The following is a 22,922-nucleotide window of genomic DNA, read 5'->3' as shown; positions in this document are numbered from 1 at the left end:
GCCACGGCGAGCCGGGCATGGCGCGCAACCGGTCGGGCAGCGGGTTAGTCCGCGGCGTTGGGTGTCTCTGGGCTCAGCCTTCTTGGTCGTTGAGTAGGTCTCGGATGCGGCGGCGCAGTGCGTCGCGGACGTCATCGGGGGACAGCACGCGCAGCGGGGTGCCGAGGCGGAGCAGGTAGGCGGCGAGCCCGTCCGGGTCGGAGCCGCCGATCGTGGTGATGGTGGCGTCGGGACCGTCGGGATGGTGGGTGCCGAGGTTCGGCGGGACGAGTCGCATTGCCTGATCCAGGGGCAGGGGTAGGCGGACTGTTGTGTAGAGCGGATAGTTGCTGGTGAGCATGCGGGAGACGAGCAGTGCGGCGTCGGGCGGGTCGACGAGGTGCACCAGGTGACCGGTCGGGCGTGCTTGCGTCACCCGGTCGGCCCGAAACGTGCGCCACTGTCCCCGCGTGGTGTCGAGGGCGACCAGGTACCACCGGTGACCGGTGCGCACCAGGCGGTAGGGGTCGACGTTGCGGACAGTGGCCCGGGCCAGCCGGTCGCGGTAGGACAGCTGGGTGCGTTCGCCCCGGCGGCAGGCTGTGGCCAGTTCCAGCAGCACGGCGGCGGAAACGTCGCGTTCGTCGGATCTGGGGGTGTGCACGAATGCGTCATCGAGTTCGCCGAGCCGGTCCGCGATGCGCGAGGGCAGCAATTTCCGCAGCTTCAACAGCGCTGACAGCGCGGCTTGATCGCTGCCCAGGACTCCGTTGAGCGCGGCTTCGCGCAGGGCCACCGCGACGGCGAACGCCTCCTCGTCGTCGAGGCTCAACGGTGGCACCTTGGTACCGCGGCTGAGCCGGTAGCCGCCCCCTGGCCCGGCGTCGGACTGGATGCCGTAGCCGAGGTCGCGCAACTTCGCGACGTCGCGTCGCACTGTGCGCTCGGTGACCTCCATCCGCTCGGCCAGCTCGCCGTTGCTCCACGACGGACGCGTCGAGAGCAGCGAGAGCAGCCGCAGCAGCCGCCCAGACGTGCTCATCACATCGGGCAGCATAAGTCGTAACCAGGACAGAAGCTGTCCTGGTCTCGTCGTAGCGTGGGGACCGCGGGCACCAAGCACCCGGGCCCGCCCGCGCATCAATCCGACCGCTCGCACCACGCGGCGGGCAGGTTGACGCTGCTCGACGGCTGGCCACGACGAAATGAGGAAATGAGATGACGGTGACGAACCTTCAGGACTTCAAGGCCTTGGAGCCGTTCTTCCGGATCATCGAGAAGGGGCTCGCCGGGTTGGTCGACGGCGGACACTTCTTCGACCTGTTCGCCGAGGACGCGATCACCGAATTCGTGGTCACCGTTCCCGGCTACCCGCGGCGGGTTGAGGGTCGCGACAACCTCGCCGAGTTGTATCGGGGGGAGGGGGACATGATAATGCTGGACCGCTGTAGCGATCTGGCCGTCTACCGAGACCGCGAGTCGTCGGTCGTTGTCCTCGAATACACGGTCCACGGCCGGGCCGTCGGTACCGGACACCCCTACACCAACCGCTTCATCTCTGTGGTCACGATCCGAGACCGCAAGGTGACGCACTGGCGGGACTACATGGACCCGCTGGCCGTCCTCGACGCACTCGGCACGGGAGTGCCGGTTGGAAAAGGGACTACCGGAACGGACGCCTGATCCATGACCACACGACTGTCGTGTCCCGCCGTGGCGGGCCGACCACACGAAGACCACCACGCCCGCACAGACGCCGTGAACGTCTGGCCTCGTTGTTGGAGCCCGCAATGACACTCATCACCACTGGGTTCGGCTTCTCCTCCACCGCCGCCGAAGTGGCCAAGGGCATCGATCTGACCGGGCGGCGGGCTATCGTGACAGGCGGGGCATCGGGCATCGGCGTAGAGACGGCGCGCGCACTGGCCGGCACCGGAGCCGAGGTCACCCTCGCGGTCCGCGATACCCGGGCCGGCGCGCGGGTGGCGGCCGAGATCACCGAGTCCACGGACAACGCCACTGTGCGAGTCGTCGGGCTGGACCTGGCCGACCGATCTTCTGTCGCCGCCTTCGCCGCTGACTGGGTCGGTCCGCTGCATCTACTGGTGAACAACGCGGGCGTGATGGCCTGCCCACAGACCTACACCCCTGAAGGCTGGGAGCTGCAGTTCGCGACCAACCATCTCGGGCACTTCGCGCTGGCCACCGGTTTGCGTGGGGCACTGGCCGCTGGGGCATCCTCGGTCGGCGAGGTACGCATCGTGTCGGTCAGCTCCAGCGGACACCAGCTCTCCCCGGTCATCTTCGACGACCTGCATTTCGCCTTCCGTCCCTATGACCCCTGGCTGGCCTACGGGCAGTCCAAGACCGCGAACGTACTGTTCGCGGTTGAAGCGACCCGGCGCTGGGCCGAGGAGGGGATCACCGCCAACGCGCTGATGCCCGGCATGATCTACACCAACCTGCAGCGCCACGTCGGGGGTACGGACAGCGGTGCAGCTCTCCCGGCCGAGCAGTTCAAGACGACCCAGCAGGGCGCGGCGACGTCGGTGCTGCTGGCGACCTCGCCGCGGCTACAGGGAATCGGCGGGCACTACTTCGTGGACTGCAACGAGACCGAAACCCTCGACAGCCCCAGCGGCACACTCGCCGGCGTGGCCCGCTACGCACTCGACCCCGCTAACGCTGCTCGACTCTGGGAGGTGTCCGAGCAGTTAGTCGGCTGACCGACACGGACGCCGAGCGCGACCCCGAGGACCGGACCGCGAAAGACACCGGCCTGACGAATCTGCCCCTGCACGAGATGAACCAGAACCGGATCTGGTGTGCCATCGTCTAGCTGGCCGGCGAACTCACCGCCTGGACGCAGATGCTCACCCTGCCCACCCACCCCGCCAGACGGTGGGAACCCAAGCGCCTAAGGCTACGCCTGTTCTCCATCGCCGGCCGACTCGCCCGATCCTGGCGCAGCACCGCGCTGCACCTGTCCGCTCACGCACCCTGGACCGGTCTGCTCCGGCAGGCCCTGAGCACCCACTCGTCGCCCGTGAGGACGACCCCAAGGGCGGCTGCTCGTTCCTCACAACGGGTCCGGTGTTCGGCTAGCACCGTGACGGTGTCGGGGTCGAGCGCGTTCCGCCTTTGGCGAGCCTCCTCGATTCCGGATAGGGGACCCAATAAGGTCTCGTCCGGAATGGAGGGCGGAAGGTGCAAGAAAAACGCCGTAAATACAGTCCTGAGTTCAAGGCCGAGGCGGCGCGGTTGGTCGTCGAGTCAATGCGCCCCATTGCTGAGGTAGCTCGGGAGATAAGCGTCCACGAAGGGACTCTCGGGTCGTGGGTGAGCAAGTACAGGGCCGAGCATGCTGGTGACGAACCTCCGTTGAGTCTATCGGAACGCGCACGGCTCCGCGAACTTGAGCGCGAGGTCCGCGAGTTGCGGATGAAAACCGAGTTCTTGGGGAAAGCGGCGGCCTTCTTCGCGCAGGAGTATCGGTGAGCGAGAAGTATGCGTTCATCGATGCGGAGAAGGCACAGTATCCGGTGGTAAGAGCGTGCGTTTGGCTTGCCGTGTCCACTTCGGGCTATTACGAGTGGGTGGACCGTCCGCCGTCGGCTACTGCCCGGCGTCGCAAGCACTTAGCCGCGCTCATCCAGGTGATCTTCGACGAGTCCGACGGCACCTACGGGTACCGCCGGGTCCATGCCGCCCTGGTCCGTCAGGGCGACCAGTGCTGCGCCGAGCTCGTCCGTGACATCATGCGTGAGCTGGACCTGGTCGCGTGCCAGCCGCGTCCCTGGCGGCCGACCACCACTGAGGCCGGGGAGGGTGCCGAGGCGCTGCCAGACCTGGTGGCCCGCGACTTCAGCGCGGACGCCCCGGGCACGAAAATGGTCGGAGACATCACCTATTTGCCGACTTGGGACGGATTCGCTTACTTGGCGACCGTTATTGACTGCTGTACCAAGGAATGCGTCGGGTACGCAATCGCCGAGCACATGCGCACCGAGTTGGTTATCGACGCATTGCGTATGGCGGCGCGCAACCACCACCTGGAACCGGAGGCAATATTTCACACCGATCACGGCTCCCAGTATCTTAGTCGTGCGTTCGCCGAGGTGGTTGACCAGCTCGACCTGCGCCATTCGGTCGGACGGGTAGGCTCATGTTTCGATAATGCCCAGGCGGAATCGTTCAACGCAACTCTGAAGGTTGAGCGGGTCAATCGAACTGTGTACCCAACGCGTGAACATGCCCGCAAGGATGTCGCGCGCTACATTGAGTTCCACTATAATACGAAACGTCTCCACTCGGCGCTGGGCTACCGAACACCACAGGAAGCTCGGACCGAGTACCAGAATCAGCGGTCAGCGGCTTAACAACACGAATAGGATCTATCCGGAAAACGCGGGGCGGCCCACTTTGCTGATGCTGCTTGGTGTCCTTCTCCCAGGTGCCATCTTCGTCTTGCCCGATGGATCGTTCGTAGGTCAGGACGGCCTGCTCAAGGTCGATGTGCTTCCAGCGGAGGCCGCACTGTTCCCCTCGGCGTGCGCCGGTCACCATCGTCAGCCAAACCAGTGTGCCCCAATCGGGGTCCTTCCAGGCTTCCGTGATGATGCGCGCCGCGTCAGCAGTGCTGGGGGGTGAGGGATTTGGTTTCCTCGCGGCCGGTGGCTCTGCCTGCGCAATGGGGCTAATAGCTACCCAGCGCCAGCGGACCGCTTTCTTGTAGGCGCCGCTCAGGATGAAGTGGATCTGTCGGATGCTGGACGAGCCGAGCGGTTTGCACTTGTGAGGTCGACACCGGCCGTCGCAAGTGTGTGGGCGAGTCCGGACCGGTTCCTGCACTACCTGCTCACCGAGGAATGACGCCCGCGCTCCGACCGCGTCTGCACCGAGCTGACCAACAGCATCGAGGCGCGCGAGGACCATGGGCCAAGTGACCGGCAGGCCGGAGCCCGGCGTGCGGGCGGGCGGGTTCTCGTTCGGCGGTGTGGGCGCCCCGATGCAGGTCCCTAGAACTCAGCACGTTTCCGGGTGTCGAGAATGCGGCGCTGGCTCCGTCCTCATTGTCGGAGCTGGAAGGTCACCCGGGTGAGCTCCTCGGAGAGGGTCCACAGGTGCCGCTGGATGGCCAGGTCGTAGGACTGTGCGCTGGAGATGATCAGGCGGGGGTGTCCGGCTCGCTGGCCGAGGCCGTCGGGGCCGTAGTACTGGCCGCCGAGCACTGCGGGGTCGGTGGCGGCCCGTAGCGTGGGCAGTGCGCCCATGGCCGCGTTCTGGGTGAGCAGGGGCGCGATGACGGGCTCGATCAGGCGGATGGCGGCGGGTGAGTTGCGCAGGAGTTTGGTGTCGGCGAATCCGGGGTGCGCGGCGACGGCGATGGTGCTGGCGCCGCGTGCGGTCAGCCGGCGCTGCAGCTCGTAAGTGAACATCAGGTTGGCCAGCTTGGACTGCCCGTAGGCCGCCACCCGGTCGTAGGACCGCTCCCACTGCGGGTCGTCGAAGTGGATGTGTGCCCGAATCCGGTGGGCCACGCTGCTGACCGTCACGACCCTCGAACCCGGCACGGTCAGCAGCCGATCCAGCAGCAGCCCGGTGAGCGCGAAGTGCCCGAGGTGGTTGGTACCGAACTGCAGTTCGAACCCGTCGCGCGTGACCTGCCGGGGTGGGTTCATCACCCCGGCGTTGTTGACCAAAAGATCGATCTTCGGGTGCCGGTCCCGCAACTCCGCCGCGGCCGCGCGGACGGACGTCAGCGAGGTCAGGTCGAGCGGTTGGACGGTGAGGTCGGCGCCCGGCGCGGTCTCGGCGAGACGGGCGGCCGCCCGCTTGCCCTTCTCGACATCCCGCACGGCCAGCACCACCGACGCACCGCGGGCCGCGAGGACCCGGGCGGTCTCGAATCCCAAGCCGGAATTGGCGCCGGTGATGACCGCCACCCGGTCCTGCTGCTCGGGGACGGCGCGCTCTGTCCACTTCTCTGTCATGGCTCTCCTCCGTGGTTCGGATCAGTCCGGCATTGCGACGGTTTCTTGCCTGAGATAACAAACCGCTGGTCTCTTGTTGACAGGCCGGCGGTCGAGCTGCCACTCGACGACGACGAAGCCGACCGACGACCACGCGGCCTCCACCCGATCGCGAGTGGCCGACAACCCTGCCGATCGCCTGGCGTGATAAGCACGCCCTGTTCGCGGAAACCGATGAAGCGATCGTGGACGCCCACCCTGATCAGCTCCGGCTGCTGACTCGTGATCCATGCGTGGATCGCCGTATCGACAATGCCCGGGCGGAATGCGTTGAGCGTGAGTCCCGTACCCGCGAGTTCCGCGGCCAAGGTTCAGCGTGTGCGATCCCAACGCCGCTTGAGAACTGGTGTAAGCGTTGCCGCCGATCAACTGGGCCGGCCGCACGGCCAGTTAGCCTATTTCGAGGGGGAGCTCGGGGTTGCTGGTCCACTCGTGTAGCGAGCCGTCGTAGAGGAGGCTCAGAGGGCGTAGCCGCCGTCGACGTTCCAGGTCGCGCCGGTCACGAACCGCGCCTCGGCTCGCGCGAGAAACGCCACGACATCGGCGATGTCGTGGGGTTGGGCGTAGCGGCCAACCGCGGACAACGCTCGCATGGCATCGGCGAACTGCCCGGAGGCAGGATTCATGTCGGTCTCCACCGGACCCGGCTGGACGGTGTTGACCGTGATGCCACGAGGTCCGAGTTCACGGGCAAAAGGGAGCGAGACAGTCCGGCGATCGCTGCCTTCGTGAGCGAGTAAACGCTGAAACCGCTGATTGGGGCCCGCTCTGCTAGGACGCTGCCGATGCTGATGATCCGCCCATCCGCGCCGAGATGCGGCAAGGCAGCCTGGATCGCCACGAAGATCGCCCGGACGTTGACGGCCAGAAGCCGGTCATATTCGGCCAACGGGAACTCCGCCATCGGGGCCACATGAGAGATGCCCGCGTTGTTCACCAGGACATCGAGCCCGCCGAACCGCTCGACGGCCGCCGAGATCGCCGTGCGGAGCGCCACAGGATCCTCACCGTCGGCCTGGACCGCCCAAGCCAGGCCACCGGAACTGATCACCTCCCGCTCGAGGCTGCTCGCGGCCCCGTTTGCCTCCCGGTAGGTGAACGCCACGGCGGCACCCTCGGCCGCAAGCCGCCGGACAATACTGGCGCCGATCCCCCGAGATCCCCCGGTGACCAGCGCACGCCGACCCGCGAGCGAGGCGCCGGCAACGTCATGCAGTTGCGCTGACATACTCATTCTGCTCCTTACGTATCATCAAGTTCCGGGCTGAACTCCGGCGCGCCAAGCGTTCGGCACCCTCCGGGACAAGCGCTTATCCGCGGTGCGCGACCGCGCTCGCCTACGACTGGCCATCAGGTGCGTCGACCGAGAGCGGCTGGTCAGGAGCTGGCCAGTTCACCGGCGAGGCGCCAGGTGCGTGCCCGGTCCGCGTCCCCCGCCACGTCGGTGTAGGTCAGCGTGATCTCGGTGGCACCGGCGTCGAGGTAGCGGCGTAGCCCGGCGGCCACCGTGTCCTCGTCGCCCGCCAGCATCAGCTCCCCGGCTCTGTCCACCCCGTCCCAGTCGAACACCCGCTGGTGGGAGGGGATGTGCTCGTAGAAGGCCAACTGCTCGGTCGCCGAGGCGATCACCTCGGCGGCTTTGTCAGTGACCACCGCGGGCACGGTGATGATGATCCGAGGCGCCGGTCGGCCAGCGCTGGCTGCCGCTTTGGTGAGCGCGGGGACGATGTGTTGCTCCAGCGCCTTCGGCCCGGCCAGGAATGGAATCGTGCCGTCGGCGAATTGGCCGGTGATCCGCAGCGCCTGTGGTCCCATCGCGGCGACCAGCACCGGGATGGTCTGTTCGGCGCCGGCCACCGCAGTGGCAGCGACCGGGTGCGAGGTCACGGTGGCGCCGTCGTAGCCGGTGTCCTTCCCGTCGAGCAGCGGCCGTAGCGCGCCGAGATACTCGCGCAGGTGGGTAATCGGGGGCGGGTAGGGCAGGCCGTAGGCGGGTTCGAGCAGATTCTTGGCGCCGAGCCCGATGCCCAGTTGGAACCGGCCACCGGTGGCCGCCTGCGCGGTCTTAGCCGCGGACGCGAGTATCTGCGGGTGCCGAGGATAGATCGGCACCACCGCGGTGCCGACGAAGATCCGGGGAACGGCTCGACCCACCGCGGAGGCCAGCGCGATCGCGTCGTAGCTGGCCATCTGCGCGAACCACATCGAGTCCAGGCCGAGCCGCTCGGCCTCGGTGCCGAGCTCGACGGCGCGGTCGACGACGTTGGTGGTCTCCGTGGCGGCGAAGGTGGACAGCGTCACGCCCAGTTTCATGATGTTCCTCCGTGGTGATGCACCGGCTCGGCTGATCATGCGGATCAGCTGTGGAAGTAGTGGCCCTTGTCGAGGTCCTCGAGGAGCCCGGGATGTGTCGGGTCCCAGCCCAGTAGCTCGCGGGTGCGCGTGCTCGAGGCTGGGTTGTCGGCGGCGAGGAAACCCGCCAGCCGGCCGAAGTGCTCGCTCGCCCGCTCGGCGGGGACGGAGACCACGGGGAGGTCGAGATGTCGCCCGATCACCTCGGCGATGGTGCGGATCGGTACGCCCTCGTCCGCGACCACGTGCAGCTTGGCTCCCGCCGGGGCCTTCTCCAGGGCCAACCGAAACAGGTGCGCGGCGTCGCGGCGGTGCACGGCGGGCCAACGGTTGGAGCCGTCGCCGATGTAGCCGGAGACTGCCTTGGCACGGGCGATACCGACCAGGGCCGCGAGGAATCCGTGGTCCCCGTCGCCGTGACAGGTCGGCGGAAGTCGCACAACCGACGAGCGGACGCCTTGCCAGGCGAACGAGAGCGCGACTAGCTCGGTGGCCAACCGGGCCCGCGGTCCGCCGGCCGCGGCCGGGTCAAGGCCAGGCGCGTCCTGTTCGGTTCCCAGCCGCCCCGGCGCTAGCACGAGTGTCACCGAGGCGATGACCAGCGGCCGATCAGAACCGGTGAGCGCCTCGCCCAACGCCTCGACAGCGTGCCGGTCCGCCTCGACCGCGCCCTGAAAGTTGCCCGAGAAAGCGGATTCGACGTCGAACGCCAGGTGGATCACACCATCCGACGCCCCGGCCGCGGCACGCAGACCGTCGAGATCGTAAAGATCGCCGCGATGTACCCGGACCCCGGCCTCGGCGAGGGCAGCGGCCGAGGCGGCCGAACGGGCGAGGCCGGTGACCTCATGACCCGCGCCGATGAGCTCAGGAACAACCGCGGAGCCGAGCCAGCCGGACGCCCCAGTGACGAAAACACGCACGCGCAACCTCCAGATCGGTCGATCACCCTCGCCTCAGCGGATACCGAGACCATCGAGACTTGGATTTCAGTCCAGACTGTAATCCAAGTTCGGATTGCAGTCCAGACTGGAGTCTCAATTCTGGTCGAGATCGGGGGCTATAATCCGCGGCATGAGGAGGCCACCGCGCAACCTGGTCCAGCGACTGCTCAGTGCGAGCGAGGAGATACTTCGCCCAGACCAGGCACTTCGGTTGGAGGACATCGCCGCACTGATCGGCTCAGCTCGCGCGACGCTCTACTACCACTTCTCCGGCCGCGACGACCTGGTCGCGTTCCTCCTGGAAGAGCACCTGCGCGTCGCCGCCAACACAATCGCGCTCGCCGTCACAACCACCCAGTCACCAGCCGCGCAGCTACGCTCAGCGATCACCGCGCTCGTAGGGTTCCTCGGGGGGCAGCCCGGAGTATGCGCCGGCATGCTCTCCTTCGCCGGAGCCACCGGACGACTAGGAACCCTGATGGCCGCGAAAGACGCGAACCTCACCGAGCCACTTCGAAAGCTCCTCGACCAGGGTGCCGCCACCCACCATTTCACAATCAACGACTCCCGCGACGCCGCCAACGCCATCCTCGGAGCCGCACTGATCGCCACACTCACCCGCTGGGAAGACGGCCGCGCCACACAAGACCCCGAATTTCAGCAGGCACTGACAGACCAACTCGTCAGGAGCGTCGCACGCGCCTGAAGAAGCCCTGGAAGCGCAACCGGCATCCGCGGCGAGATCGCCTCGGCGGGTCATCCACGAGTACCTGCAGGTGGCGTTGATGCGCGACCTCTCGTTGAACGATCCCCACTGAAGAAACTGTCGTACTCGAACTAATGTTCTAGCTGTACGCGAAACTGGAGATTGGGGATCTCTACCGGCTGTCATGCCACGTGTCGGCGAGTCGGTATTCCTTGACACCACGCACCGGCATGTCGAGTTCACCGTCCAGAAGGTCACGCACTTCCCGCTCGGCGGTGTTGCGGACTCGGGGGCGTACGTGCACGGCGAGCTGAGCAAGGCTCGCTGAGACTGGATCACCGAGAGGGGACAGAGCCAATCGCGCAGCGCGAGATCCTCGGGCAAGGGCGAACGCCCATGTTCGCGATGTTCGAGCATGCAGCGTCGCTCTACCGCAGCCGTCCTGAAGTTATTTACGGGCTGTCGCCCATCCGTTCGATCAGCGATTGGCGGGTGATGCCGTGGTGTGCCAGGTGCTGCAGGACTTTCGAGAGAGGGGCGGGGAAAGCAAAATCGCGGAGTGCCTCACTGATGGTCTCAGCGTCCACGCCGGCATGACGCAGAGTCTCTACCGCTAGATCGTGGCTGATTAGTGGGTTTCGGTCGTCTGAGTCATGTGTAGTTTCCCCCTGCGGAAGGCGGCGCCCAGCGTAATACGCGGGAGTTCCCTCCGGCACCCAGTTGACGTCTGTCCAGGGCCACTCATCGTGTCGGGCTTGGGGGCGGCCTCTGGTCCCAGGTCGATAGTTGGTTGGTAGTCGCGGCCACGATGACGGGGAGTCAGGTCGAGCGGGCCCACTTCAGCGGCGGGGGAACATCACCTCGGGCGCTCATCCGCGACGCTCGCGCCGGGTGCCCCCTAGAGGTCCAGTCGCTTGCTAGCACGAGCACGGCCAGCGACGCGGGACCACGATCACACTGTGCGCAAGGCCTGCGGGGGGTGAGGCACCACGCCTGATCCGAAGTTGCGGAGGGGCGGCCGACGACGCGAGGCACCCTGCCGGGGCTGGCGCGTGCCAGCGGCGGCATCGAGGTCGATGGTCGGTACACGGCTCGTGTGGCCGGCCGGGCGACGGCGTAAGACAAAGTTCCAGGAGCGAGTTGTAGGAGATCTACAAGCGATCAGCGCCGGATAAGGGCTCGGCTGGTCAGGGGCCGCTGTCGACCTGTCCGTTGGTGACGCCGCGCCAGTGTCAGATCGTGTGTGCCGCGGTTGCCGGACTGAGGTGTGGGTGGTTTCTGGATGAGCCGCGGCGGCTGGCCAGGGCGGCGAGGGCGTATTCGGCGGCGGCGATGGCCAGGATGGTGAAGCTGGGTGGCAGCGCGGGTGCGGCATAGGACAGGGCGATCCCGGCCCACATAGCGGCCACGGTCAGCGCCGCGGACAACCCCAGCGCCCTCCAGGGCCGGTCGGTGAGGCGTTGCGCGGCGGCGGCGGGGGCGGCCATCAGCCCGAACAGCAGCAGCGCGCCCACGATCTGGCTGGCTTCCGCGGCGGTGGCCCCGACGATGGCCAGGAACAGCGGTCCGAGCAACCGGACCGGAACCCCCCGAGCGGCCGCGACGGCCGGGTCGAGGCTGGCGAACAGCAGCGGGCGCGCGATCACCAGCAACACCATGATCAGCCCGAGGGCGACCCAGGCCGCGGTCGTCGCCGCCGCCGGGCTGATCCCGAAGATCGACCCGAACAGCACGTTCACGTTCGCGGCGCTGTTGGAGGTGGCGGCGCGGGTGGTGTAGATCGCGAGAAAGAACACGCCCAGCCCGAGGACCCACGCGAACGTAGTTCCGATGATCACGTCGTCGGCGGCGCCGCGCCCGCCCAGTACCCCGAGCGCCACACCGATGGCGATGGTCGCGGCGAACAACCCGAGACGTAGGTCGATTCCAGCGGCCAGCGCGGCCAACGCCCCGGCATACGCGACGTGCGACAGGGCGTCCCCGGCAAACACCTGCCCCCGCAGCACCACGAAATAGCCGACGAGCCCGGACAACAACGCCACCGCCGTGCCGGCGATCAGGGCGTACTGGATGAACGACAGCGACAACATGTTCACCACACCGGTCAGCGGGTTCGCGGTGACACCGGGCAGGGCCGTGACCTGAGGCAAGACGGTGATCATGAGATGCGTCCGACCAGAGCGCGGGTGGGTGTGGTGGGTTGTCCACCGCGGGTGCGGCGCCGGTACCGGTCGGTCGCGCCACGGTAGGCGACGGCGAGCAAGAACGCGGCGAACGCCAGGCTGGTGACCCAGAAACCGATCGGGTAGGGGGAGAAGAACGCGATCGTTTCCCCGATCCAGGTCACCGCCAGGGCGATCCCGACGGACAGGGCGATCCCGGTGGCGGGCCGCGCGGTCAACCGGGCGGCGGTCGCGGCCGGGGTGACCAGCAGCGCGAAGACCAGCAGGCTGCCGGTGACTTGGCTGGTGCCGGCGGCGGCCAGGCCGAGCAGAACCAGGAACGCCGCGCCCAACCACCGCACCGGCACCCCGCGGGCGGCGGCGACGGCCGGGTCGATGCTCGCGAACAGCAGCGGCCGCCCGAGCGCGACCAGCGCGAAGAGACAGCCGGCGCCGGCGAGGGCCAAGGTGGTGATCTGGGGATCGGAGATGCCGGTGATGCTGCCGAACAGCAGGTTGTTCAGCCCGGACAGGAACCCTTTGTAGAGGCTGACGAACAGGAACCCGCACGCCAACGCCAACGCTTGCACGGTGCCGATACCGGCTGATTCTTCGCCGAACCCGCCCACCCCGCCGCCAGTGCGGCCGCCGCCGGGCAGCGCGGCGATCATCAGCGCCCCGGCGATGCAGAACCCGAAGTAGCCGTACCCGGCGTTGATGCCCACCAAGGTGGCGCCGGCGGCACCGGGGAACCCGATCACCGCCAGGGTGTGCCCGGCGAAGCTTTGCCGGCGCAGCACCATCAGATAGCCGATCGCGCCGGCCACCACCGCGACGAGGGTGCCGGCGCGTAGTGCGTTGAGCATGAAATGGAAACTCAACATCTGCGCGACGTCGTCGATGAGATTCCAACTCCACCCCACGCTCATGAATCGCGCTCCCCCCAGGGCGGCAAACAACCCGAGGCAGTGCGAGTCCGTGTGGTGCTCATCGGGGGTGCTCGGGTGGGTGGTCGGGTTGGCCGACGACGACGAGGCGGCCTTCCCGGTCGCGCAGCACGTCGATGGGGGTGCCGTAGAGCATGGTGAGGGTGTCGGCGGTGATGACTTGGGCGGGTGGGCCCATCACCGCGCCGCCGTGAGCGAGGTAGATGCTCAGGGTGTCTGACGCGGCCCGCCGACCTGTGCCCGTGCCACCCGGCCCGAGGACACCGCTAGCGGCGGCCTCGACCGAACTGGTGAGCCGACCCCGCTCACAACGGTGATCCGGGTCTGAGGCTGAGTCCAAGTGTCAATGACACGATCCGCCGTAGCGAGGTCCTCAACGCGCAGTTGAAGGCCGCGCTGAGCAGCCGGGTCATCATCGAGCAAGCCAAGGAGTGCTCGCCCAACACTCCGGAGTGCTTATGTACCATGCATTCGGCCAGCTACGCAGCTACGTACGCAACAACCGTCGGCGGCTGGCCGAGGTGGCCGGTGGGACTCGCCGAACAAACCCGCGGCCTTAACGAAGTGATCCTGGCGAACCCGGCGCCGGCGGCCGAAGGCAGCAGCACCCAGTTTCGTTCGCCAGACGTTCGGGATTGCCAGAACGTGAGTCTCCGATTGCCGTTCCTGGCAGGCGTTGTGGGCGCCCGGTGTCGGATCGTGCGAGCATCACCATCCAACGGCCGAGTCGAAGGCACCGTCATCAAGATCATTACGTGGAATCTGATTTGTCAAGATCAGCTCTGTTTGCCCTGGTTGGCCGAGGTGATCGGCAGCAGGGTCGCGGTCGCCGGGACGCCGAGCTCGCGTGGAGTGGCCCGGCGGGTATGGGAATGTCGATCAGCCGCTCCAGAAGCTGGTCGAGGGCCGTCTGTCCTCCTCGACGGCTGCCCGCTCCTCATCGCTGAGAGGGATCGCGGGCCAGTATGCGCTGAAGATTGTCCTTGGCCTCGAGTAGCTAGCCTTTGCTGGACGCCTTAGGGGTGTACGAAGACGCAACGAGCGCAAGCCATCCGGTGCGGACACTGCTCAAAGAACGTGTAGGTGCAGTAGCAGGCCCGCGCCAGGTGCGCCCATCGAGCGTCCGCTGCTGAGTCGGCCGGGTCGCCTGCCAAGTGTCGAGGGCCTGCCCGAGGATCGGATCTGTCGGCTTGGCGAACGCCGTGCCGGTCTTGTTCGTAGTGTGTCGAGCAGGCAGACCACGTCGCGCGCCAAGATCTGGCCGGAGTCGCCGCCGATCGCGTCGCCAGCGGACACAGCCGACCCGCAGCAGGGCGATCTCGTCGCTGCGTAGCCCAGAAAACATCCAGGTCAGCGTCACGGACCAGACCGAGCGGATAGAAGTGGCCAGACTTGGTCACCGGAAGATCGCCTCGACGCGCCACCTGCACGGACGGGCAAGGCGGCCGGCCCACGAGACCTGCGGGCTGCGGCAGTACACATCGGGACCGAGCCGTGCTCGTTATCCGTACCGATAGCAAGTTTGTCGCTGCACGACCAACGGAGGCCTCGAGTGGTCCCCTCCCACCGCCCAGCGCTGCCCCGAGCGAATCCCCGACTCACCGCTAGGACAGCGGTCGCGCTGGTGACGCTTGTACTGGCACTGTCCGGCTGTTCATCCTCCTCGAACGCGCCCGCCCCTACCACCTCGTCGGCCGCCGGGGTTGTCAGGCACCCGCGCGTAGCGGGCCCGATCACAGCCGAGAACGGATCAACCTGGACCGTGTTAACGGCAACCGGCCAGACCTACACCGTCATCATCACCAACGCGACCGCGTTCGGCACCAAGACTGATCCCGCCACCAAGGACCAATTCAGGGTCGGGGACATAGCCCACGTCGCAGGGACCATGTCGGGCACAGCCATCACCGCAAGCCGAGTGTCCAGCGCTTCCAACCCCCTCGGTTGACCACGTACCACTCGTGTTGGTTGCCGTGGTTCACCTGGTGGTGCCGAGGTTAGAGTCGTAGCGTGTGATCTATGCGACACAGCGATCGTTCCCCTGACGCGGTGTTCGGTGCCCGGGTCAGAGCGCTGCGCGTGGAGATCGGGATCCCGCTGGAATCGCTGGCCGCCGCGGTGCAGGCGACCACCGGCGCAGCGATGACCCCCGGTGAGTTGGCGCTACTGGAGAGCGGCCAATCCCCGATCGGGCTGAATGAGGCGAGGGCGCTGGCGGCGGTCCTGGACATGGCAGTCGAGGAAATGCTGCGCCCAGCGCCCCCACCGGCGAAGCAGCTGCGTCACGCCCAGGAAGCGGTGGGGCGGGCAACTTCGCGGATGGCCGAGGCCAGGACTGAATACGAGTTCGCGAAGACGCATCTGCACGGTCTTCAGATCTCGGAGACGGACCCCGGCAACGGGCACAGCGCCGACGCGGCACAGCCGCCGCCGGTGCAGCTGTCTGCCATCACTCACAACAACAACGGAGGATCCTACGGACTTCACGACGCTCAACGACAAGGCACTGCAGCTGTTGGGTAAGCACCCCGACAAGGTCAACCAGGCCATCGACAAGATGCTGTCGTCGAACGCACGCCCGCTCCACCGCAGGGCAAGGACCCGGTACGAACGGTGTGGGTCGTGGCCCAACACGGCCGCCCGACGGACGAGTTCCTCCGGGGACACCGCGTCGGTTTCGCCGTCGAGGAGGTCATCGACTAACGCACGACTCAGCCGCGCCCTGCTCGCGGTCCTGAGCATTTGATCGGGGCTCTCCGACTGGTCCGGCGGTGGGCGTTGAGAGCACATCGGAGCCCACCCCTCATACAATTCGATACATGTGATTGTCGTGTGGGTTTGTTGTGTACCCCACTGGATCGAGCAACCCGCGGGCATGGAAATCGATCTCTGCGGCGGGTGGTCGACTCATTGCGTTCGACGGTGACTCGACGAGCGTGACCGCCGAAATGACGCAGTGACCAGTGTGGTTGGTGAGGCTTGCGGGTTTCAGGGGCACTCATATTCCGCGATTTGTCGGCTGAGCTCACCGATGATCTCGAGTAGTTCGTCGTGAATGACCATGAGCTCGTCGGGGTGAGCAGCTACCTCGCGCGGTGAGTGGCTAATCTGATCGGCGAGACGGCGGAGTCGTTCACTGATATCTGCCTCTGAACTCAACGAAAACTCCTGGTGATCCGCCCTCCAGTGTCCGGAGGGGCACCGATGTAGAGGGTCGTATGGGGCGAGTTGATGGCGCGACCATCTCTTTTGGCGAGGTCAACGCACGGATGTCGCGGTGTGAGAGACAACGGCACAGAGGTCAGCCCTTTCGGGGTGGACGGACCTCGAAGGGATTGAAGGTTATCAGAATTCATCTGACTCGTATACTGACTTCTGAATATCCTGTCAAGGTAGGACCCGGCGGCGATCATCGGGCGGTGTTACGGAATCTATTCCGCTCACTGCGGGCACCGCACCGCTGGGCGCACTCGCCCACGGTTGGCGGGTACCCGCTTCACCGTCAGCGCGAACGCTCACGATTCCGAAAAGCCCAGACCTCGCTGATCGGAGTAGCGATGAGCGCCGAGCCGTTCGCGGACAGTCCGCGTCGAGGACAACGGACCTGAGCGACTTCCCGGCTCTGGGACTGGCGCGGAAACGAACAGCGACCAGGGGGCAGCAGCCGATGGCCCAACCCCACCACCGCGGCCGTCCAGGTCGGACTCTCCGTGAGCGCGAACACTCGGCCGGTGTCCTCGGCCAACCTCACCGCCTCCGGTCCCTCGACTGGATCACCGGTGATGCAAGAATGTTCGCCCCGGCGATCGATGTAACACATCGGTCCGCCGACCAGGACGAACCTGGCGCCGCCGGCGGCCGGGCGTGATAGAGGTCGGAAGAATGTGCCCGCGTCATGGAACTGGTCGCCGTTCCAGAGCGCATCGGAGAGCACATCGTGGTCGCCAGACCAGGGGAATATCGGTCCGCGGCGCTCCGCCGGGGCGTGTGCCTGCGCCAGCCCTTCCTCCAGTAACCCCACCAGGACGTCGTCGGCTGCGAAACGGTCGCAGGCCCGGTACCGGCTCAGGACGGCGGCGGCCGCAGAGAGATCACCACGGGCTTCGTAGATTCGGAACAGGGCGGTGAACGGCCACTGCACCCAGGAGTGCCGCGACCTCGAACTCTCCTCCTCGGCGCACCACCCGACCAATACGGATTCCGCTGCCGTGAGCTCACCACTGCCGATGAGGACCGACACATCGGCGACCCGCCGGCTGATGATCGGAGAGTTGAAGAACGCCTCCGCGGGAAGGGCGTGATCAAGCTCGGGATCCGGGGCGAGGTCGAAGACAGCGGGAATGTCTGGCCCGTTCGCGATTAGCCCGTCCGATTGCTCAAGGGCGGGATTCAGCCGGCCGCGCAGCAGGCGCATCCCACCCTCGGCGTACGCCGAGTTCGCGGGGCCGAGCAGGCGGTAGGCGGCCCGGGCACCCTCCAGATCCCTGCGGCTATGCAACAGCTGGCCGAGGTCCCGGGCCGCCGCCGGGGCGTGCTGCGGGTCGCCGGATTCGATGGCCTCCAGGTACGCCGCGAGGGCTCCCCTGAGGTCCCCCCGCTCCTGCAGTCGCCGGGCGCGGTCACGAGCGGCCTCGGGCGGCGGCGCAGTCACCGACGCAGTGTGCCTGAGAATCTCCGAAATGGTTACTTACGTCATTGGAAAGGGGGTAATCTCCGACAGGATTACTGAGAGTCCACCGATAACCTTAGATTAGGTCGACGACGACGCCCTGAAGTGCGGAGGCAATCTCAACGGTTGTCCGTGCCAGTAGTTCCAGCCAGATGCCGTTCTTGGTGGCGATCAGGCCGAGCTGGCGCGGGTGCGCATACGTCCCATCGAGGCGGTGGCCGTCCCACACCGTGGCGTCGTCGAACGTGCGGTGGCACACCGCGCAGTGCGCGCGGTCCGCGCCTGCCCACGCGGCATCACAGCGACCGCACGTGATTCGCAGCAAATGGGATTCGACTGGTCGGCGCGCCGCGTTCAACGCCGAACTGGCTCCCGCTGAAGCGGACGACCACTCAAACCGCCCGCGGGGGTTGGCCGGCCTGCTCACCCATCAACCAAGTGCGATGTTCTCGCGGTCGCCTCCGCGAGCTCGGCATCTCTACGTCAGAACGCGCCTTCGCGACCACGGGGCGGCGCACTCCGGGGGGTCACCGTCGGTGGGGTGATCGAGGCCCTGGCGCGGCTTGGCGCGACTTGAGATCACAGTAGGACTTCGCGGTCTGGAGACGCACCAGCTCGGCCGAGCCCGAACGTCGAAACGGAGGGCTGTTCTTGCGGGGGACTGGCGGCGAGCGGTCACCGGCTAGCAGGTGGGTGTGGACCGCGCAGGCGAAGAAGAGGACGAGCCCGCCGGCCGCGGCGGTCCCGACCCCGGGCACGCCGAGCAGGCCCAGGAGCATGCCGGCGGACCCGGCGGTCTTGAGAGTGCCGATGGGGAAGGTCAACCAGGGCAGCGGCACCCCGGCCCGGGTCATGGCCGGCACGATCGCCGGCAATCGTGCGAGGGGCGCGACGCCCGAGAAGCCCGTAGCGAGGACGGCGACGACGGTCACGACGAGGTGGGCGGTGTGCATGCCGGCTCCTGGGGAATGTGCGCGGTGCCCGTTTCACTGGCGGCGGGTATGTCGTAGTGGATGCCGTGGCGGGAGGCGATGGGATTGATCTTGGTCGGGTCCAGCTCGCCGTCGGTCAGCACGGACAGGCCGGCCTCGACCAGGTCCTCCAAGTAGCACTCCCACCCGCCGGGGGTGGAGATCTGCAGGACCCGTGGCGGCGGCCGTGAGGCGCCGCGCAGCGCGTGCGGCACCCTCGCCGGGAGCAGCACGAACGCGCCAGGTTCGGCGATCAGGGTCCGGTCCGTCGAACTCGACCTCGAGGCGCCCGTCCAGCACGTACACGCACTCGTCCGCCCCATACCCGCGACTCTTTCAAATCTTTTTCACATTATGAGAAACTGATTTGTCTCACATTTGAGGATTTCGGACTAGATTGCTGAGATACCTCAGGTTACTCAGGATTATCATAGTAAATTCACATTCTAGATCAATGCTTGCTTCGGTGATCGAACTTATGTTGGTCTATTTGAGTGGTCCAGCGGGATTTGCCGTAACCGATGCGAGGAGTGGCTCGCTATACCCCTCGTGGGAGCGCCGCATGGCGTCCTTCACAGAGACGCACAAAGACGGAGGAAAGAATGGGAAGCAGCAGATGGGGTTGGGTCCGGGACGATGACTGGCGCCGTCGCGGTGACGACGACGACCGTCGCCGGCGTGAGGAGGGTCTATCCCATGATCGGTGTTTCCGGCGATTTGGTTAGTAGGTTTCAGCGGCCGGCCAGCGGTCACTGAAGGTGATGGCGAAGGCGTTGATCACGGGTTGCCAGCGCATCGTCCATCGTGCGCGGCCTGTGCCGGTGGGGTCCAGGCTGCGGGTCACAAGGTACAGGCATTTGAGCGCGGCCTGTTCGCTGGGAAAGTGTCCGCGTGCTCGCACGGCCCGGCGGTATCGTGCGTTCAGTGATTCGATCGCGTTGGTCGAACAGAGCACTTTCCTGATCTCCATGTCGTAGTCCAGGAACGGCACGAATTCGTTCCACGCGCCGCGCCACATTCGGATCATCGCACCGTATTTCTTCAGATACCTTGGTGTCTAAATGGGTTGAGGATCATCCGACTTGTTTCCCGCCTATTGTGTTCCGAGGCGGGGCAACTGTGCAGCTTGGGACCTTGGCACGAAAGGGGCCATCTGGCTGATCCCTCACGAGCAAGCGAGTGAAGATCGTTGCCTATGCGAAGTGTCGTCGTGGAGGAGTGGCGGCCCGGGCGCTATGGGCGTGGCCAAATATCCCCAAAATTGGGTTCGCGCCGGCTCTCTAGTCCCGCCACCGCGACCAGGCACGAAAGCCCGTAGAACAGTAGGGACACCAGCGTTGTCGGCCTTGTCGGGTTCCAGAACTCGGCTGCCGGGGTTGACCTGCGGGTTTAGGCTGCACGTTCGTACTCGTTGATCAGGCCTCCCAGGATCGGTCGACGTTTGATCCGCTGCTGGTTGAGGTCCGGGGCGGGATGATCGGGGCGTGGCGGGAGAAGTCGTTGCGCGCGGTGTGGTCGCCGACCGTTGTAATGGGTGCCGTACTCGGCAAGTACGGTCCCCAGGTTGCCGCTCGCCGAAGATCAGGATGCGGTCGGTGAGTTCGGTTCTGGCTGTCAGTACGAATCGTTGGGCGAAGCGGTTTGCTCTCGGACATCGAGGCGGGATCTTCACGGTGTCGATGCCCGCCTTGGCCAGGACGGCGTCGGACGATGTGGTGAACTGACCGGCCCGGTCACGGACGAGGAACCTGAATGTTGCGGCCTGGTTGTCGAGGTCCATCAGTAGGTTCCGGGCCTGCTGCGTGGTCCAGGCTCTGGTCGGACGGCTCGTGGCCGCAAGGATGTGCGGATGGCGGCTGCCGACTTGCAGGACGAAGAAGACGTAGATCCGTTTCAGGGTTACCGCGCAGTCGATGTGGAAGAAGTCCACGGCCAGCATGGTCGAGGCCTGCGCCCGCGGGAGCTGTCGCCAGGTCGTATCGGTGGCCGGGACGGTGCCGGGGGTATCCGTCGCAGGTTGAGGATCCTGCGGATCGTGGATGCTGCGACGTGATGGCCGAGTTTGAGCAGTTCGCCCTGGGCTTCGCTTGTAGCCCCAGGTGTGGTTCTCGCCCGCCATCCGTTCGATCAGCGTGGCGATCGTGTCGTCGACGGGTGGGCGGCCGGCTCGGTTCGGGTAGGTCCACTTCTTGGCGATCAGGCGGTGGTGCCACCGCAAGACGGTGGCCGGAGTGACCAGGCGGTGACCGCGCAGCATCCTGGGTAGCCGTCGGATCAGCGCCGCGAACAAGGCTCGGTCGGCCCAGTCCAGGCGGGGCTTCGGGCTGGCTCTGCGGAGTACAGCGACCTCGTGGCGCAAGCACGAGCAGCTCGACATCTTTGGAAGCCGGTGTGCGGCCGAGCAGCACCAGCCAGCCGAGAAGCCGATCGAGGATCAGGTAGAGGAGGCGAAACGACACATTCACGATCATGCCCTGCCGCTAGAGAACTGCGATCACCGCAGGTCACGAGCTCAGGCCGACTTCTGGAACCCGACAGGGATGCCAGACGCGCCGGAGTAGCGATGTAGGTCTACATCTCGCCACCGTGTGAGCATGACGAGGTGGAGGTTCCTTCGGGCTGCGCGTGGTGGGAGCCCCGCGGGTTTGAAGGAACCTTCACCCTGCGGCAAGACCCCTACCGTCCTGGTAGCCACCAGCCCGATCAGGAGGACGACGACGTACCGTCTCCGACCAGCGGAATCGGTACGCGATGCCACTGACTTCAGGGTCCTCGGGATGCGGGAGCTGCCGGTCGGTAAGGCCCACCGCCTGCGGGTTCGTCCAGCATTTTGACTCGCGCGGATCATGTCGGCATGCACATGAGCGGCGTACTGGCTGACGTCGTCGCGCTGGCGTTGCTCGCCACGGTGCTCGCCTTCGCGATGGCCCAGCCGCGCGGGCTGCCCGAGGTGACGGTGGCCGTACCGGCCGCCGCGGTGGCGGTCGGGCTCGGGCTGGTCAGCCCGGTGGCGGCGCTGGGCGAGGTCCGCGCCCTGGGTCCCACTGTCGGTTTCCTGGCCGCGATCCTGGTGCTCGCGCACCTGGCCGACGCCGAGGGTGTGTTTCGCTGGCTGGGCGAGTGCCTGGCGCAGGCCTCGGGCGGGCGGACACAGCGGCTGCTCGGTCTGGTGTTCGCCGCCGCCGCACTGACCACCGCGGTGCTGAGCCTGGACGCCACCGTGGTCTTGTTGACCCCGGTGGTGTTCGGCACCGCAGCGCGGCTACGACTGCGCCCCAAGCCGCACGTCTACGCCTGCACCCACCTGGTGAACTCAGCGTCCACCCTGCTGCCGGTGTCCAACCTGACGAACCTGCTCGCGTTCAGCACCTCCGGGCTGTCCTTCCTCACCTTCGCCGCGTTGATGGGCTTGCCCTGGCTGGGCGCCATCGCGGTGGAGTACCTGGTGTTCGGCCGGTTCTTCCGGACCGATCTAGCGGTCGCGGCGCAGCGGCTCGAGCCGGCCGCCACGCCGGCCCCCCGGTTCGCGTTCGCGGTGCTCGGGGCGACCCTGCTCGGGTTCGGCTGCTCGGGGTTTGTCGGGGTGGCACCGGTGTGGGTGGCGGTGCTTGGCGCGGCGGTGCTGGCGATATGGGCGCTTTCCCGCCGCGAGGTCGGCCTCGGTCGGCTGCTGCGCGAGGCGTCCCCGCTGTTTTGTCTGTTCGTGCTCGCGCTCGGGATCGTCGTCACCGCGGTCACCGCCCACGGGCTCGGCGCCGCCCTGGCCGCGTTGATCCCCGTCGGGGGCCCCACCACCCCGAGCCTGCTCGGGTTGCTCGCGGTGGCCGGCCTGGCCGCCGCGCTCGCCAACGTGGTCAACAACCTGCCGGCCACCCTGGTCATGCTCGCCGCGCTCGGCGCCGCGCCGCACCCGGGCCTCGTGCTGGCGGTGCTGCTGGGGGTGAACATCGGCCCCAACCTGACCTACGTCGGCTCGCTGGCCACCCTGCTGTGGCGCCGCTTGTTGGGCGGTAGCGAGGCCGCCCCGACATTGCGCGAGTTCAGCCGGCTCGGCGTGCTCACGGTGCCGGCCAGCCTGGCCGTCGCGGTGCTTGCGCTGTGGCTGGGCTTGACCCTAGGGCCAGCATTGTTGCCATGACCGCGCGCCGGATCCTCGTGTG

Annotated in this window: 21 protein-coding genes and 2 pseudogenes; 9 read left to right on the top strand and 14 right to left on the bottom strand. The window is 66.8% G+C overall.

Annotated elements, in window-relative coordinates:
* Window positions 1–73 precede the first annotated feature (73 nt).
* Window positions 74–1,021, bottom strand: a complete 948-nt coding sequence (locus ACTXG6_RS34700; RefSeq protein ID WP_445183572.1) for a helix-turn-helix transcriptional regulator — start codon at window positions 1,019–1,021, stop codon at window positions 74–76.
* 176 nt (window positions 1,022–1,197) lie between these two features.
* Here ACTXG6_RS34700 and ACTXG6_RS34695 point away from each other — a divergent pair, with 176 nt between their 5' ends.
* From ACTXG6_RS34695 to ACTXG6_RS34680, 4 genes and pseudogenes are all read left to right on the top strand, one after another.
* The gene (locus ACTXG6_RS34695; protein ID WP_445183571.1) at window positions 1,198–1,662 is read left to right on the top strand and encodes a nuclear transport factor 2 family protein; all 465 of its coding nucleotides are present in this window, start codon (window positions 1,198–1,200) and stop codon (window positions 1,660–1,662) included.
* Window positions 1,663–1,769: 107 nt separating this feature from the next.
* Window positions 1,770–2,705, top strand: coding sequence for an SDR family NAD(P)-dependent oxidoreductase (locus ACTXG6_RS34690; protein WP_445183570.1), 936 nt, complete (start codon window positions 1,770–1,772; stop codon window positions 2,703–2,705).
* A gap of 1 nt (window position 2,706) precedes the next feature.
* Window positions 2,707–3,013: pseudogene (locus ACTXG6_RS34685) on the top strand (transposase); the annotation flags it as partial.
* A gap of 173 nt (window positions 3,014–3,186) precedes the next feature.
* Window positions 3,187–4,358, top strand: a protein-coding gene (locus ACTXG6_RS34680; protein ID WP_445183569.1) for an IS3 family transposase whose coding sequence is annotated in 2 segments (ribosomal slippage) — window positions 3,187–3,439 and window positions 3,439–4,358 — 1,173 coding nt in all. Because the reading frame shifts where the segments join, the coding sequence is not laid out codon by codon here.
* A gap of 690 nt (window positions 4,359–5,048) precedes the next feature.
* Here ACTXG6_RS34680 and ACTXG6_RS34675 read toward each other — a convergent pair.
* From ACTXG6_RS34675 to ACTXG6_RS34655, 5 genes are all read right to left on the bottom strand, one after another.
* Window positions 5,049–5,972 (bottom strand): SDR family NAD(P)-dependent oxidoreductase, encoded by a 924-nt coding sequence (locus tag ACTXG6_RS34675; RefSeq protein WP_445183568.1) that lies wholly within the window; start codon window positions 5,970–5,972, stop codon window positions 5,049–5,051.
* Window positions 5,973–6,469: 497 nt separating this feature from the next.
* The gene (locus ACTXG6_RS34670) at window positions 6,470–6,649 is read right to left on the bottom strand and encodes an SDR family oxidoreductase (RefSeq protein ID WP_445183567.1); all 180 of its coding nucleotides are present in this window, start codon (window positions 6,647–6,649) and stop codon (window positions 6,470–6,472) included.
* Complete coding sequence (locus ACTXG6_RS34665) at window positions 6,634–7,239, bottom strand: SDR family NAD(P)-dependent oxidoreductase (protein ID WP_445183566.1); 606 nt, start codon at window positions 7,237–7,239, stop codon at window positions 6,634–6,636. Before ACTXG6_RS34665 ends, ACTXG6_RS34670 begins: the two co-directional genes overlap by 16 nt.
* A gap of 149 nt (window positions 7,240–7,388) precedes the next feature.
* Complete coding sequence (locus ACTXG6_RS34660; protein ID WP_445183565.1) at window positions 7,389–8,324, bottom strand: TIGR03564 family F420-dependent LLM class oxidoreductase; 936 nt, start codon at window positions 8,322–8,324, stop codon at window positions 7,389–7,391.
* A 44-nt stretch (window positions 8,325–8,368) separates the two neighbouring features.
* Window positions 8,369–9,286: an SDR family oxidoreductase gene (locus tag ACTXG6_RS34655; protein WP_445183564.1), complete on the bottom strand. Its 918-nt coding sequence runs from the start codon at window positions 9,284–9,286 to the stop codon at window positions 8,369–8,371.
* A 232-nt stretch (window positions 9,287–9,518) separates the two neighbouring features.
* Here ACTXG6_RS34655 and ACTXG6_RS34650 point away from each other — a divergent pair, with 232 nt between their 5' ends.
* Both ACTXG6_RS34650 and ACTXG6_RS34645 read left to right on the top strand, forming a co-directional pair.
* The gene (locus tag ACTXG6_RS34650) at window positions 9,519–10,013 is read left to right on the top strand and encodes a TetR/AcrR family transcriptional regulator (RefSeq protein ID WP_445183563.1); all 495 of its coding nucleotides are present in this window, start codon (window positions 9,519–9,521) and stop codon (window positions 10,011–10,013) included.
* 184 nt (window positions 10,014–10,197) lie between these two features.
* A complete protein-coding gene (locus ACTXG6_RS34645; RefSeq protein WP_445183562.1) occupies window positions 10,198–10,341 on the top strand; it encodes a hypothetical protein in 144 nt (47 codons plus the stop codon).
* Between the two features lie 904 nt (window positions 10,342–11,245).
* On the opposite strand, the gene ACTXG6_RS34640 is transcribed toward ACTXG6_RS34645, so the two are convergent.
* The 3 genes from ACTXG6_RS34640 to ACTXG6_RS34630 are packed head-to-tail and all read right to left on the bottom strand — an operon-like array spanning window position 11,246 to window position 13,303.
* Entirely contained in the window at window positions 11,246–12,175 is a 930-nt protein-coding gene (locus ACTXG6_RS34640; protein ID WP_445183561.1) for a metal ABC transporter permease, read from the bottom strand.
* Complete coding sequence (locus tag ACTXG6_RS34635) at window positions 12,172–13,104, bottom strand: metal ABC transporter permease (protein WP_445183560.1); 933 nt, start codon at window positions 13,102–13,104, stop codon at window positions 12,172–12,174. Before ACTXG6_RS34635 ends, ACTXG6_RS34640 begins: the two co-directional genes overlap by 4 nt.
* Window positions 13,105–13,162: 58 nt before the next feature.
* Window positions 13,163–13,303 carry a hypothetical protein gene (locus ACTXG6_RS34630; protein WP_445183559.1) on the bottom strand — a complete coding sequence of 47 codons (141 nt, stop codon included), beginning with the start codon at window positions 13,301–13,303 and terminating at the stop codon, window positions 13,163–13,165.
* A gap of 1,898 nt (window positions 13,304–15,201) precedes the next feature.
* Between ACTXG6_RS34630 and ACTXG6_RS34625 the strand changes: the two genes are divergently transcribed.
* Window positions 15,202–15,645, top strand: a complete 444-nt coding sequence (locus ACTXG6_RS34625) for a hypothetical protein (RefSeq protein WP_445183558.1) — start codon at window positions 15,202–15,204, stop codon at window positions 15,643–15,645.
* Window positions 15,646–16,624: 979 nt separating this feature from the next.
* Here ACTXG6_RS34625 and ACTXG6_RS34620 read toward each other — a convergent pair.
* The 5 genes and pseudogenes from ACTXG6_RS34620 to ACTXG6_RS34600 form a co-directional block, all read right to left on the bottom strand.
* Window positions 16,625–17,773, bottom strand: coding sequence for a tetratricopeptide repeat protein (locus tag ACTXG6_RS34620; protein ID WP_445183557.1), 1,149 nt, complete (start codon window positions 17,771–17,773; stop codon window positions 16,625–16,627).
* Window positions 17,774–17,867: 94 nt separating this feature from the next.
* Entirely contained in the window at window positions 17,868–18,218 is a 351-nt protein-coding gene (locus tag ACTXG6_RS34615; protein WP_445183556.1) for an FDXHR family putative zinc-binding protein, read from the bottom strand.
* 100 nt (window positions 18,219–18,318) lie between these two features.
* The gene (locus tag ACTXG6_RS34610; protein WP_445183555.1) at window positions 18,319–18,744 is read right to left on the bottom strand and encodes a DoxX family protein; all 426 of its coding nucleotides are present in this window, start codon (window positions 18,742–18,744) and stop codon (window positions 18,319–18,321) included.
* The gene (locus tag ACTXG6_RS34605) at window positions 18,720–18,995 is read right to left on the bottom strand and encodes a hypothetical protein (protein ID WP_445183315.1); all 276 of its coding nucleotides are present in this window, start codon (window positions 18,993–18,995) and stop codon (window positions 18,720–18,722) included. Before ACTXG6_RS34605 ends, ACTXG6_RS34610 begins: the two co-directional genes overlap by 25 nt.
* Before the next feature lie 488 nt (window positions 18,996–19,483).
* A pseudogene (locus ACTXG6_RS34600) lies at window positions 19,484–19,804 on the bottom strand (transposase); the annotation flags it as partial.
* An 807-nt stretch (window positions 19,805–20,611) separates the two neighbouring features.
* On the opposite strand from ACTXG6_RS34600, the gene ACTXG6_RS34595 reads away from it, so the two are divergent.
* Window positions 20,612–20,815, top strand: coding sequence for a hypothetical protein (locus ACTXG6_RS34595; protein WP_445183554.1), 204 nt, complete (start codon window positions 20,612–20,614; stop codon window positions 20,813–20,815).
* An 807-nt stretch (window positions 20,816–21,622) separates the two neighbouring features.
* A complete protein-coding gene (locus tag ACTXG6_RS34590) occupies window positions 21,623–22,900 on the top strand; it encodes an SLC13 family permease (RefSeq protein ID WP_445183553.1) in 1,278 nt (425 codons plus the stop codon).
* Window positions 22,901–22,922: the final 22 nt, after the last annotated feature.

The sequence above is a fragment of the Pseudonocardia sp. Cha107L01 genome (genome assembly GCF_052566575.1).
This window is presented reverse-complemented; position numbering and strand designations above follow the sequence as displayed.